The sequence below is a fragment of the Pseudomonas plecoglossicida NBRC 103162 = DSM 15088 genome (assembly GCF_000730665.1).
Lineage (GTDB): Bacteria > Pseudomonadota > Gammaproteobacteria > Pseudomonadales > Pseudomonadaceae > Aquipseudomonas > Aquipseudomonas plecoglossicida.
The window spans coordinates 14,083-26,879 of sequence record NZ_BBIV01000037.1; the positions used below are offsets into that span (position 1 = coordinate 14,083).

Below are 12,797 nucleotides of genomic sequence, written 5' to 3' on the forward strand. Positions count from 1 at the left end.
TGGTGTTTACGCTAGGCCTTTGTCGTTAATACAAAAGAATGGCACTCAGCCATCACGCCTTCGCCAACCACTGCTACGCTCAAGTTCAGATGAGAAAAACAAGGATCACCCAGTGACGGAACGCTTCATGGCCGCGCTGTTGGGCCTGGTGTTGAGCGGCTTGGCTGGTGCGGCGGACTTCCTCGTGGAGGTGCGGGTGCAGGTGCAGCGCGGCTGCATGCTGATCAACCAGCCCCGCGACGCAGGCCCTCAGGCCCAGGGTCGGATCGACCTGGGCGACACGGCGCGCCTGGACGGGCCGGGTGCCCCGTTGAGTGGTGTCCTGCTCAACCGCCGCCCACCGCGACTGGAGTGCAACCCCGACACGCCTTACCAGGTACGCATCGACGGTGGCCAGCATGGCGGCGTCGGCGAGTTGCGTTTCCTGGCCAGTGACGACGCCAAGGCGCGGCCGATTCCCTACCGTCTCTACCGCGACGCTGGCTGGCAGGAACCTGTGGTCGTCGGGGTCGCCCATGCTGACCGGGTGCCGGACAGCGGCACGGTGGAGCTGCCGCTGTATGCCCGAATCGACAAGCTGGCCTGGGTACCCCGTGTCGGGCAGTACGCCGACCTGCTCAAAGTCACGGTCATCTGGTAGCGAGGCCACCATGCACAAGGACGTCACGCCATGAAACGTACCTCGATCCTTTTGCTCAGTCTCGGCCCGCTGCTGTTGCCCGGTGGCGCGCATGGCACCACCACCGGCTTCATCCAGGCACGCCTGGTGATCAGCGCCGCCTGCCAGATCGATAGCGGCGACCAGCCTCCGGCCACCCTGGGCAACCCTGGCTTGATGGACTTTGGCGAGCGTGGCCCGAACTGGGAACAGCCGCTGCGCAGCCGGGTCGACGAGGCCGGGGGCGACGGCAGCCTGCAGATCAGTTGCACGCCTGAGGTCAGGGCCTTCAACGTGCGTATCAACGGCGGCCTGAATGGCAACGATGGCGTGCGGCGGTTGAGCAATGGGCGCGAAATGATCCCTTATCAACTGGCCGTCGACCCGGGCGGCAATAGTCACTACGGCATCGGCCAGGCCCGTGCCTTCACCATCCGCGGTACCGAGCAGATTCCGATTCCGATCTACGGCGTAGTGGTGGCGCAACCGCGCGCGCTGCCTGCCGGGCTGTATCGCGACACCTTGAGAGTGACCCTGGACTGGTAAACATCGCAAGGAGACCCCGATGCGAACGACCCTTACCCACTGCATCCTCGCCGGCCTCGGCCTCGCCCTGGCAACCGATGCCCACGCCGCCACGGTGACCGGCACCATCAGCTCTACCCTGACGCTGACCGCAGCGTGCCAGGTCAACGGCAGCACGGGCAGCTCGGGGTTGAACTTCGGTTCCCTCAACTTCGGCAGCCAGGACGCCCTGTTCACCACGGCCCCCGGGCAAGTGCTCGGCGGCGGCGGGGGGGCCATGAGCATCCTCTGCTCGGCCGGCACGGTGCCGGCGATCCGCGTGCGCGCGGGGGCTCACGATGGCCAGTCGGCCGGAGGCACCCGGGCGCTGGCCGATGGCAGCGGCAACTTCGTGCCCTATGACTTCTACACCGACGCCGGGCACACCCAGCTGCTGGCCATCGACGGCACCATCACGCTGCCGACCAGCACGGGCGTTGCGCAAACCGTCAACCTGTACGGCCAGGCCCGCGGCAAGGCGGGCCTGCCGGCAGGGGTCTACACCGACACCGTGGCTGTCGAGCTGTCGTTCTGAGGCGCGGCCATGCGCGCCTGGCTGGGGGCTGCCTGACGGGCCTCGGCATGCTGCTGGCGACGCCGCTGGACGCGGCGACCACCAGCACGTTCCAGGTGACCGCGCAGATCGTCGCCGGTTGCCTGGTGGTCGGCGGGGTGACCCATTACGGCGTGCTCGACTACGGCACTCAGTCGGCGCTGTCCACCGGACTGCTCGGTACTTCCCTGGGCGGCTCCACGGTGACTTTCCAATGCACGCCTGGCGTGAGCCTGAGCATGAGCCTGGATGGCGGCCAGAACAGCGCCAGCGGCACGCGTTACCTCAAGCGCAGCGGCGGCACGCAAGTGCTGGCCTACCAGCTTTATCGGGATGCGGCCTACACCCAGACCTTGGGCATTGGCCAGAGCGTGGTGGTGAGCTACAGCGACCCCACGGCCATCAAGCTGCCGGTCTACGGCCGCACCCAACTGACCGGCACCCTGCCGGCCGGGACTTATACCGACGTAGTACAGGTGACGGTGACCTGGTGAAGGTGCCGCCACCCAAACCCAAGGAGAGTTGGCATGCGGGCAGGCGCGAAGTGGGCGCAGGGTGTGTTCGGGTTACTGATGATGGCGAGCCTGCCGGCAGGGGCCGCCACCTCGGTGCTGATATGGCCCATCGACCCGGTGCTGGAGGCCGACCAGAAGGCCGGTGCCTTGTGGCTGGAGAATCGCGGCACGGCCCCGGCCAGCCTGCAGGTGCGGGTCTTCGCCTGGCGCCAGGGCGATTATCAGGAGCAGTTCCAGGCACAGCGCGAGATCATCGGCAGCCCGCCGGTGGCGACCATCGCCCCGGGGCAGAAGCAGTTGATCCGCCTGACCCGCACGGCCAGTTCGCCTGCCGGTCAGGAGCAGGCCTATCGCATCATCATCGATGAAATCCCCTCGCCACTGCCGGCCGATACCGGCAATCAAGGCACCAGCGCCGCGATTCGCCTGCAGATGCGCTATTCGGTGCCGCTGTTCGTGTACGGCGAAGGCCTGTGGGGCAAGCCGGACCCGGAGGGCAAGCGCAACGCCAGTGGCGTCGGCAAGCCGCAATTGAGCTGGCACCCGGTGACCGTGCAGGGCAAGCCCTATGTCGAACTGCGTAACAGTGGCCCGGTGCATGCGCGCCTGACCGATGTGGTAGTGGAGCAGGGCGGCCAGGCCAAACCGCTGGCCGAAGGGTTGCTGGGTTATGTGCTGCCCGGTGCCAGCATGCGCTGGCCGGCCCCGGCGGCCAGCGGGGTGCTCAAGGGCAGGGTGAACGGCCAGGAGGCGGCCGAAGCGATCCGCCAAGGACAATGAGACCGATTGCGCATGAAGGTCTGGGGCCACGGAGGACCCGACAATGGCCGCAGTCCCAGGGTGAAAGGGATGTCGCGGGCGAGCCGACGCTGGTGCCTTGGGCTGGCCTTGCTGGGCTCGGGTCTGGTGCTGGCCGACGACCTGCCGCCGCCACCCACCGAGTCCGCGGCCATCGCCGACGCCACGCTGTACCTCGACCTGCTGGTGAACCAGGTGCCCAAGGCTGAGCTGGTGCCGGTGCAGCAGCGGGCCGGGCACTTGTTCCTGGACAGCGAGGTGCTGCGCGCAGCGGGCATCCAGTTGCCGGGCGATCCCCACGGCGAAGTCGCACTCGATCAGCTCGACGGCCTGCACAGCGACTACGACAGCCCCAACCAGCGCCTGCTGCTGCAGGTCCCTGCGGCCTGGCTGCCGGACCAGCAGGTCGGCGATCGCAACCTGTATCCGCCCAGCGCTGCGCGCAGCAGCTTCGGCGCCCTGTTCAACTACGACCTGTACCTCAATGACACCGATGACGGCGGCAGCTACCTGGCTGCCTGGAACGAACTGCGGCTGTTCGACAGCTGGGGCACCTTTTCCACCACGGGCCAGTGGCGCCAGTCGTTCAATGGCGCACCCGGCGACGACAGCCACCAGGGCTTCCTACGGTACGACAGCACCTGGCGCTTTACCGACGAGCAGCGCCTGCTGACCTATGAAGCGGGCGACGTGGTGACCGGGGCCTTGCCCTGGACCAGCTCGGTGCGGGTCGGTGGCCTGCAGCTGTCGCGTGATTTCGCTGCCCGCCCGGACCTGGTCACCTATCCGTTGCCGGCATTCGCCGGCGAGGCCGCCGTGCCGACTTCGCTGGACCTGTTCATCAATGGCTACAAGTCCAGTTCCACCGAACTGCAACCGGGCCCCTACACCCTGACCAACGTGCCGTTCATCAACGGTGCCGGCGAGGCGGTGGTGGTCACCACCGATGCCTTGGGCCGCCAGGTGTCCACCACCTTGCCGTTCTATGTCACCAGCAGCCTGCTGCAAAAAGGCCTGTCGGACTTCTCGGTGGCCGCCGGCAGCCTGCGCCGCGACTACGCCGTCGAGGACTTCAGTTATGGTCCCGGTGTCGCCTCGGCCAACCTGCGCCACGGCATCAGCGACTTCTTCACCCTGGAAAGCCACGTCGAAACGGCCGAATCCCTGGTGCTCGGCGGCCTGGGCGGCAACATGCGCCTGGGAAACTTCGGCGTGCTCAATGCCGCCCTGGCGCAGAGCCAGTTCGACGGCGACAACGGTCACCAGGTTGCCCTTGGCTACCAGTACAACAGCCAGCGCATCGGCTTCAGCTACCAACGCCTGCAGCGCTACGGCGACTATGCCGACCTGAGCCGGGTCGACACCCCCGAGATACAGCTGAGCCAGCGCAGCGAGCAAGTGACCGTGAGCCTCAACCTCGACCGCTACGGCAGCCTCGGCGCGGGCTATTTCGACGTGCGCGCCGGCGACGGCACGCGCACTCGGCTGATCAACCTGAGCTGGAGCAAACCGCTGTGGGGCAACAGCAGCGTGTACCTCTCGGCCAACCGCGAGGTCGGCGACAGCCAGTGGGCGGTGCAGGCGCAGCTGGTGATTCCGTTCGATTTCAACGGCACCCTGGCCGTGGGCGTGGAGCGCACCCAGGACGGCGAAGACCTGCAGCGGGTCAACTACAGCCGTGCGGTGCCGGTGGGGGCGGGCGTCGGCTACAACCTCGGCTATGCCATCGGCAGCGACCGCGATGCCTACCGCCAGGCCGACGTCACCTGGCGCCTGCAGTCGGTGCAACTGCAGGCTGGCGTGTACGGCAACAGTGGCGAGATGACCCGTTGGGCCGATGCCAGCGGCTCGCTGGTATGGATGGACGCCGGCGTGTTCGCCGCCAATCGGATCGACGATGCCTTCGTCGTCGTCAGCACCGACGGTTATGCCGATGTACCGGTGCGCTACGAGAACCAGGAGATCGGCCGCACCGACGACGGTGGGCACCTGCTGGTGCCGTACAGCAGCGGCTACTATCGCGGCAAGTATGAAATCGACCCGATGGACCTGCCGCCCGATGTGCTGGCCCCGGAAATCGAGCAGCGCGTGGCCGTGCGCCGTGGCAGTGGTTACCTGCTGGAGTTCCCGCTCAAGCGCGTGCTGGCGGCCAGCATCGAGTTGGTCGATGGCAGCCAGCAGCCGCTGAAGCTGGGCAGCCAGGTGACTCATCAGGAAAGCGGCAGTCAGGCCGTGGTGGGCTGGGACGGGCTGGTGTACCTGGAAAACCTGGCGTCACACAACCGCCTGCAGGTGGCAATCGAAGGGGGTGGGCAGTGCCAGGTCGAATTCGATATGCCGCCAGCGCAGGGCTCGATTCCGTTGATCGGCCCGCTGGTGTGTCGATGAGAGGGGTTGCGCGGGCTGTCCTGGCGGGGCTTGTGCTGCTGCCGATAGGCTCGGCGTGGGCGCTGTGCTCATCGGTTGCAACCGCCCCGGCAGGGTTCGGCACGCTCAGCTCGACCGTGGTGCGGACCACCGTGCAAAACGCTTCCAGCATAAACTCCGGGCTGCAATGCACGGGTTCGTTGCTCACGCTGCTCAGCTCGGGCGACCATTTCTACGCCACCATCACCTCCAGCACCGCCGGCCTGGTGGGCCCGACGGGCGATGTGATCGGCTACACCCTGTACGCCGACAACAGCACCAACTTCCCGATCAGCCGCGGCGTGGCATTCGACTTCGCCCGCAATGGCATTCTCGACCTGCTCGGTCTGCTCAATGGCACCACGCCCAAGGCCGTGCCGCTCTACCTGCGCACGCAGATCGGCAGCAATGTGGCGGCAGGCGTGTATCGCGAAACCCTGCAGGTGTTCTGGGACTGGAACTACTGCTCGGGGATTGGCATCGGCAGCATCTGCCTGGGCCGCGACATCGGCTCCGGCACCAAGACCCTGAGCGTCACCCTGACGGTGACCAACGACTGCCAGATCACCACGCCCAACATCAATTTCGCCAGTGCACCGGTGGTGGCCGGGTTCGGTACGGTGAACCAGAGCGTGAGCCTGTCGTGCACCAAGGGCAGCAGCTACACGGTGGGGCTGGATGACGGGCAGAACGCTGCGGGCGGGCGCCGCAGGATGAAGTCCGGTGCCAACAACTACCTGGCCTACGACATCTTCAAGAGCGCCGGTGCCGTGCGCTGGGGCTCGGTCAGCAGTGCGCGGCGTGCCAGCAGCGACGCCGATGTGAACCCCGGGGCAGGGACCGGGACGGGTAGCCAGGTGTTCAACTACAACGCCAAGGTCTACACCGACCAGGCGACGCCGCCGGCGGCGAGCTATTCCGACTCGGTGATACTGGACGTGCAGTTCTGAACGGGATTAGTGTGGCCCTCATCGCCGGCAAGCCGGCTCCCACATGGCATTGACAGCTGTGCTCCCCTTGTGGGAGCCGGCTTGCCGGCGATGAGGCCTGTAGCATCAGCGCAAATCACCAGCCATCTTCAACAACGTCTCCAGCACAGCCCCGGCCAGCGCCTTCGACCGTTCCCCCGACCACCCGGTGACCGGGTCGGGCGCATCGTCATGGTCCTTGAACGGCATCTCCAGGGTCAGCGACAGGCAGTCATGCGCCATCCCCACCGCGTTGCACGCCAGCGTGGTATTGGCCTGCCCCGGCTCATCGCGGGTGTAGCCATATTGCGTCTGGAAGTCCGGCGTCAGGCTGCACAAGGTGCTGCGAAACTGTTCCTCCAGCTTGGCCAGTCGCGGCGTATACCCCGGGTTGCCCTCGCACGCCGCCGTGAACACATGGGGGATTTCCTCATCCCCATGCACATCGATGAATGCATCCACCCCGTACTGTTTCATCTGCGCCTGAGCGAAGAACACCTCAGGGCTCGCCTCGACACTGGCGTCCTGCCAGGCCCGGTTGAGGTCCTTGCCCTTGAAGTTGGTACGCAGGTGGCCGAGGAAGGCGCCATCAGGGTTCATGTTCGGGATCAGGTACAGGTCGGCTTTTTCCAGCAGCTTCTGCACGGTCGCATCATTGGCCTGCAAGCGGTCGATCACCCCCTCCATGAACCACTCGGCCATGTGTTCGCCCGGGTGCTGCTGGGCAATCAGCCATAGCTTGCGCTTGCCCGCAGCGCCGTCACCTGCGCGCAGCAGCGGGATATCCCGACCCTGCACGCTGCGCCCGTGGGCCAGTAGCTCGACGCCCGGAATCTGCTGTGCACGCTCGATCAGCTGGTTGTGGCGTGCGCGCGGATAAGGCTCGAAGTAGGCGAACCAGATCTGCTCTTGCTGCGCCTCGATCTCGAACGACAGCGCCTGGCCGTCGAACTGGCTGGGCACGCGGAACCAGGACTTCTGGTCGTAGGACGCCACGGCGTTGTAGCCGGTCCAGGCGTTCTTGTAGGAAGACTCGCTGGCGTTGTCCAGGCTGAAACGGTGGCGCTGGCCCGGGGTGAGGCCACCGACCTTGAAGTGGAACCACTGGTAGTGGCCGCTGTGAGTGTCCGGGCGGATGGCCAGGTGGACATCGGACGGGTTGCTGGCGTCGAGGACCTGAATGTTGCCGGAGTCGAAGTCACAGTCGATCTGCAGGGGGGACAGCGTCACGGTCATTGGCGGGCTCCTTGGGAATTGTTGTGGGGCTACTGTACACCGCTTGATACTCAAGCTCTGTACCAAATCCCAAAAATGCCAAGTTACCCCAACGTATGAAACCGCTACGCGTCGTGCGGGCCCGATTGGCAGTTTTGCTATTCAGGCCCAATAGCCAAACAGCAATAGCGCCGCAACGCCCAAACCAACAGCAACCGAACACCCACCCAACGAAATCGCCGCACGCCCTTGCCGATACCAGCCATCGCGCCCCAGCTCACGCGCCGGTGCAAGCAGGCTGCGCCAGCGCAATTCGGTGTCATGGAATGCCTGCAGGTGCGCAGGGTCTGCATCCAGCCAGCGGCGAAAATCGATGCGTTCGCAGGAGGTCACCTCGGGGCTTTGCAACCGTACATACCATTGCCCGGCCACGCTGGCCAGCGAATCTCCCTGGGGGCGTGCCGTCTGCAAGGCCTGGTTCATGTGCCGCTCGATGCTTATCAAGGGCAAGTCGAGGCGTGCGGCAATGCTGGCAAAATCCAGTTGATCGAGACGGTTGAGCAGAAACACCTGCTGCACTCGCCGTGGCAAGCGCTTGAGGCCATGCAGCAGCGCGTGCTCGGCAAACTGCTCGGCCGAGGGCGTGGGGTGCTCAAGGGGTAGCAGTGCACGGCTCATGGGAAGCTCCTTGCTCGAGAGGGTAGAGGTGGGGGCATCGTCCGTGATGCGGAATCAGAATAGGTGAAACGAGATTGATTCTCAAGTACTGATTCCGCAAAGTTTTGTAATGAGCGTTCACGCCCTGACACACTTTTGCTACCATGCCGGCCATCAACGATCTTCATTAGCCTGAAGAGCCAAAAAAAAGACCCGGCAAAAAGCCGGGTCAAAAACCGTGATTAGCCTGATGAGGAGATAATCTGAGAGCGACCTAAGCTCCAGGTTATCCAGCAGATCTCGCGATCAGCTGAGTGCAATAATAATCGTTATCATTTGCCAGTCAAATGAATTTTCAGTTATCCGGTAAAAAATTTACCGGAGCGCTTCCTTGTCCCGGCAATCGGCCTTCTGCCGCAACCCGGCAATCACGTCTCTCCCTTCCTTTTCAGCCCTGAACCCCCGTGTTTCCGGCATGCTTGTGCTCGAGCAGCGCCCGGGCCATGTCCATCATGTGCATCAGCGCGAAGATCAGTTCCCGGGTAGTGCCTTCCTGGTGAATGGCGGTTTCGTGAGCGGTAGCGGCGGCACAGCGGAGCAGGGCGATGGCGTGTTCCTGTGCCTGTTCGTTGCTGACGCCCTCGTGCAGGGTCCAGATCTTGTTGTATTCGGTGGGGCGGGTAGGGTTGGGGTTGAGGTAATAGTCGAGGGCGCGGCGGGCGGCTTCGCTGTCGAGATCTGTTACGTCGTTTTTCGGTGGTTTCATCCTGATACCTGCGCATGCCAAGAGGGAATAGCTTCTGGTCGAGTCTAATACTTGAGGTATTCGAGCGCATTTCGATAAATAATACTGAATGTTTATTGAGCGTCGGAAGGCAGTCCGTATCGTGCCAGCGATGAATATGGATAAATGGATTGCCCTCGTCCGTGACCGGATGGAGGAGCTGGATATCTCCCAGGAGCAGCTCGCCGAACGCGTTGGGGTTTCCCAGGGCAGCGTGGGGCACTGGGTGAACAAGCGGCGCCAGCCCAAGGTCGATTCGATGAACCGGGTGTTCGTCGAGTTGGGCATGCCGCATTACCACGTCAGCTTGCAGTTGCGCGTCCTTGGGCAGGTAGGTGAAGAAAGCGCCCGCTACGAGATGGATGACGACGACGACGCGATCGACCTGATGCAATACATCGTGTGCTTCCGTTATCCGGTACTGCATTGGGACGATTTGGCGGGTAGCGAGGCCTGTGATGCGGCCGTTTACGAACAGACCGAGTACCTGGCCCAGGGCAAGGCGTTCTGGCTGACCGTGGAAAACGATGCGATGAGTGCGCTGAGTGGCCGTAGCGTACCCCAGGGCATGCGCATCCTGGTGGATCCGGGGCTGGAGGCTGAGCCGGGGCGTCTGGTGATTGCTCGCCAACCCGGCAAGTCGGCGATCTTGCGCGAACTGGGCGAAGAGGGTGGGCAGCGGTACCTGAAGGCGCTGAACAGCAGTTATCCGGCGTTGGTATGCGAGGAAGGCTGTGAGTTTCTTGGGGTGGTCGTGCGGGTGCACGGGGTCTTTTAGACGGGCCGTTTGCTGTTGTGATTGCGTGATGGTTGGAAGGTGTAGGGCAAGAAAGTGTGGGTGGCAGTGAGATCGAGCGCCGCCCGCGCGGCGCTCGATCTCACAAACGCCAAACCCCATCAGGCGAGCCCTACCTCACTCCACCAATTCGACCAGCACCGTCCCTTCGCTGACCATATCCCCTTCCTGGCAGAACAGCGCCTTCACCGTCCCGCCATGGGGCGCGCGGATGCTGTGCTCCATCTTCATCGCTTCCAGTACCACCAGCGCCGTACCGGCCTCCACCACCTGCCCTGGCTCCACCAGCACGCGCACGATGCTGCCGTTCATGGGCGCGCCCAGCCCGCCCTGATGACTGTGGCTGGCTTCGGCTTCGGCGATCGGGTCGAACGCTTCGATGGCATGCATCTCGCCTTCCCAGCGCAGGAACAGCGTGCCACCCCGGCGTACCGCCAGATGACGGCGACGGATGCCACCCTCATCATGCCCAAGCTGTTCTGCGTCCAGACGCCAGATCGACGCCGCGCTTCGCTCCAGCGCTACCGCCTGGCATTCGCCTCCGCTTTGCAGGTGCAGGCTGCTGCGTGCCGGCAGGCCCAGGCGCAGGCCGCTGCGTGGCGCCCATGGCGAGTGAAGGTCATCATCACGCTCATGCGCCGGCTGGCCTTGCAACCAGGCCTCGGCGGCGGCCTCCCAGAAACCGGCTGGCAAGGCTTGCGGCGCCGGTAGCAGTACATCCTGATGACGCGGTATGAAGCCGGTATCCAGTTCCGCTGCAGCGAACGCCGGGTGCGCGAGGATGCGGCGCAGGAAGGCAATGTTGGTCTTCAGCCCGCCGATGGCGAATTCGTCGAGCATCGCCAGCAAGCGCAGCCGCGCCTGTTCGCGGTTCTCGCCCCAGGCGATCAGCTTGCCCAGCATCGGGTCGTAGAACGGCGACACCACGTCACCTTCGCTGACCCCGCTGTCCACCCGGCGGCCTTCGCCCGGCGCCGACTCGCGGTACAGGGCCAACGTGCCGGTGGCCGGCAGGAACTCGTTGGCCGGATCTTCGGCATACAGGCGCACTTCGATGGCATGGCCGATCAGCGGCACCTGCGCCTGGGTGACAGGCAGCGGCTCGCCGCACGCCACGCGAATCTGCCAGGCTACCAGGTCGAAGCCGGTGATGGCTTCGGTAACGGGGTGTTCGACCTGCAAGCGGGTGTTCATCTCCATGAAGAAGAACTCGCCGCGGGCATCGAGCAGGAACTCCACGGTGCCGGCGCCGACATAGCCGATGGCCTGGGCAGCCCGTACCGCAGCCTCGCCCATCGCCTGGCGCAGCTCGGCCGAGAGGCCTGGAGCGGGGGCTTCCTCGACCACTTTCTGGTGGCGCCGCTGGATCGAGCAATCACGCTCGTTGAGGTACAGGCAATTGCCGTGCTGGTCGGCGAACACCTGGATTTCCACATGACGTGGCTTGAGCACATACTTTTCGACCAGCATGCGCGAGTCGCCAAACGATGCCTGCGCCTCACGCTGGGCCGAGGCGAGGGCGTCAGCCAGCTGACTTTCCTCCTCGACCACTTTCATGCCCTTGCCGCCGCCACCGGCGCTGGCCTTGAGCAGCACCGGGTAGCCGATACGCTCGGCGGCGGCGCGGAAGGTTTCCAGGTCCTGGGCTTGACCATGGTAGCCCGGCACCAGCGGCACGCCGGCGGCCTCCATCAGCGCCTTGGCCGCCGACTTGCTGCCCATGGCATCGATGGCGCTGGCCGGTGGGCCGAGGAAGATCAGGCCGGCCTCTTCGATGGCGCGGGCGAAGCCTGCGTTCTCGGACAGGAAACCATAGCCCGGGTGGATCGCCTGGGCGCCGCTGGCCTTCGCCGCGGCCAGCAGTTTTTCCACCACCAGGTAACTCTCGGCGGCCTTGGTGCCGCCCAGGTCGACGCGGATGTCCGCTTCGCGGCTGTGCCGGGCATCACGGTCGGTAGCGCTGTGCACGGCGACGGTGGTCAGGCCCATGGCCTTGGCGGTGCGCATGACCCGGCAGGCAATTTCGCCGCGGTTGGCGACCAGCAGGGTGGTGATCGTGGGGCGGCTCATGGGCGCGGCTCCTTCTTGTGCTCGGTTTGCCAGGCGGGGCGGCGTTTTTCCAGGAAGGCGTTCAAGCCCTCCTGGCCTTCGGCGCTGACGCGGATGCGGGCAATGGTGTTTTCGCAGTAGCGGCGCAGGGCCGGGCTTAGTTCGCCGTCGTCCACTTCACGTAGCAGGTCCTTGCTGGCGCGCAATGCTTGCGGGCTGTTGAGCAGCAGGTTGTCGACCCAGGCTTGCACCTGCGCGTCCAGCTCGCTGGCCGGGTACACCTCGGCCAGCAGGCCCAGTTCGCGGGCCCGCACGCCGCTGAAACGCTCGGCGGTGAGGGCGTAGCGGCGGGTAGCGCGTTCGCCGATGGCCTTGACCACGAACGGGCTGATCACCGCCGGGGCCAGGCCGATGCGCACTTCCGACAGGCACAGTTGCGCATCTTCGGCGCCAATGGCCATGTCGCAGCAGCTGATCAGGCCCAGCGCGCCGCCAAAGGCCGCGCCTTGCACCACGGCCAGGGTCGGCGCCTTGAGGCGGTGCAGGGCATACATCAGCTCGCCCAGCTCATGGGCGTCGTCCAGGTTGCTGTTGAAGTCCAGTTGCGCCGATTGCTGCATCCACGCCAGATCCGCACCGGCGCTGAAGTGCCGGCCACGGCCACGCAGCAGCAAAAAGCGCAGGCTGGCGTCTTCGGCCAGCTGGTCGAGTGCCTTGATCAGTTCGTGGATCATCTGCGCGTTGAAGGCGTTGTTCTTGTCCTCGCGGCTCAACCACAGGGTGGCGAAGCCGCGTGGGTCGCGAGTCACTTCGATAGTGCTGAAATCGCTCATG

The 12,797-nt window shown here is 65.0% G+C and carries 12 protein-coding genes and 1 pseudogene; 8 read left to right on the plus strand and 5 right to left on the minus strand.

Translation table 11 applies throughout. From position 1 onward, the window contains the following. The first annotated feature begins 112 nt into the window (after window positions 1-112). From PPL01S_RS19220 to PPL01S_RS19250, 7 genes and pseudogenes are all read left to right on the plus strand, one after another. Window positions 113-640, plus strand: coding sequence for a Csu type fimbrial protein (locus PPL01S_RS19220; protein ID WP_028626078.1), 528 nt, complete (start codon window positions 113-115; stop codon window positions 638-640). Between the two features lie 30 nt (window positions 641-670). Continuing rightward, on the plus strand, window positions 671-1,204 hold the full coding sequence (locus tag PPL01S_RS19225; protein WP_016392779.1) for a Csu type fimbrial protein: 534 nt from the start codon (window positions 671-673) through the stop codon (window positions 1,202-1,204). Window positions 1,205-1,223: 19 nt separating this feature from the next. Beyond that, window positions 1,224-1,757 carry a Csu type fimbrial protein gene (locus tag PPL01S_RS19230; protein WP_016392778.1) on the plus strand — a complete coding sequence of 178 codons (534 nt, stop codon included), beginning with the start codon at window positions 1,224-1,226 and terminating at the stop codon, window positions 1,755-1,757. A gap of 9 nt (window positions 1,758-1,766) precedes the next feature. Further along, window positions 1,767-2,269 (plus strand): annotated as a pseudogene (locus PPL01S_RS19235) (Csu type fimbrial protein). 33 nt (window positions 2,270-2,302) lie between these two features. Beyond that, a complete protein-coding gene (locus PPL01S_RS19240) occupies window positions 2,303-3,070 on the plus strand; it encodes a fimbrial biogenesis chaperone (RefSeq protein WP_016392776.1) in 768 nt (255 codons plus the stop codon). Between the two features lie 69 nt (window positions 3,071-3,139). Beyond that, complete coding sequence (locus tag PPL01S_RS19245) at window positions 3,140-5,476, plus strand: fimbria/pilus outer membrane usher protein (protein ID WP_174435908.1); 2,337 nt, start codon at window positions 3,140-3,142, stop codon at window positions 5,474-5,476. Then, entirely contained in the window at window positions 5,473-6,444 is a 972-nt protein-coding gene (locus PPL01S_RS19250) for a Csu type fimbrial protein (RefSeq protein WP_028626081.1), read from the plus strand. The genes PPL01S_RS19245 and PPL01S_RS19250 overlap by 4 nt, the downstream gene beginning before the upstream one ends. Window positions 6,445-6,549: 105 nt before the next feature. Here the strand turns inward: PPL01S_RS19250 and PPL01S_RS19255 are convergent, their stop codons facing one another. From PPL01S_RS19255 to PPL01S_RS19265, 3 genes are all read right to left on the minus strand, one after another. Further along, the gene (locus PPL01S_RS19255; protein WP_016392773.1) at window positions 6,550-7,698 is read right to left on the minus strand and encodes a M14 family metallopeptidase; all 1,149 of its coding nucleotides are present in this window, start codon (window positions 7,696-7,698) and stop codon (window positions 6,550-6,552) included. A 141-nt stretch (window positions 7,699-7,839) separates the two neighbouring features. Next, on the minus strand, window positions 7,840-8,355 hold the full coding sequence (locus tag PPL01S_RS19260; protein ID WP_016392772.1) for a DUF4880 domain-containing protein: 516 nt from the start codon (window positions 8,353-8,355) through the stop codon (window positions 7,840-7,842). A 427-nt stretch (window positions 8,356-8,782) separates the two neighbouring features. After that, window positions 8,783-9,100 carry a DUF6124 family protein gene (locus PPL01S_RS19265; protein WP_016392771.1) on the minus strand — a complete coding sequence of 106 codons (318 nt, stop codon included), beginning with the start codon at window positions 9,098-9,100 and terminating at the stop codon, window positions 8,783-8,785. A gap of 88 nt (window positions 9,101-9,188) precedes the next feature. Between PPL01S_RS19265 and PPL01S_RS19270 the strand changes: the two genes are divergently transcribed. Next, window positions 9,189-9,896, plus strand: coding sequence for a LexA family transcriptional regulator (locus PPL01S_RS19270; RefSeq protein ID WP_033743780.1), 708 nt, complete (start codon window positions 9,189-9,191; stop codon window positions 9,894-9,896). Between the two features lie 135 nt (window positions 9,897-10,031). Here the strand turns inward: PPL01S_RS19270 and PPL01S_RS19275 are convergent, their stop codons facing one another. After that, on the minus strand, window positions 10,032-11,984 hold the full coding sequence (locus PPL01S_RS19275) for an acetyl/propionyl/methylcrotonyl-CoA carboxylase subunit alpha (protein WP_028626083.1): 1,953 nt from the start codon (window positions 11,982-11,984) through the stop codon (window positions 10,032-10,034). Continuing rightward, entirely contained in the window at window positions 11,981-12,796 is an 816-nt protein-coding gene (locus PPL01S_RS19280) for a gamma-carboxygeranoyl-CoA hydratase (RefSeq protein ID WP_016392768.1), read from the minus strand. The genes PPL01S_RS19275 and PPL01S_RS19280 overlap by 4 nt, the downstream gene beginning before the upstream one ends. Window position 12,797: the final 1 nt, after the last annotated feature.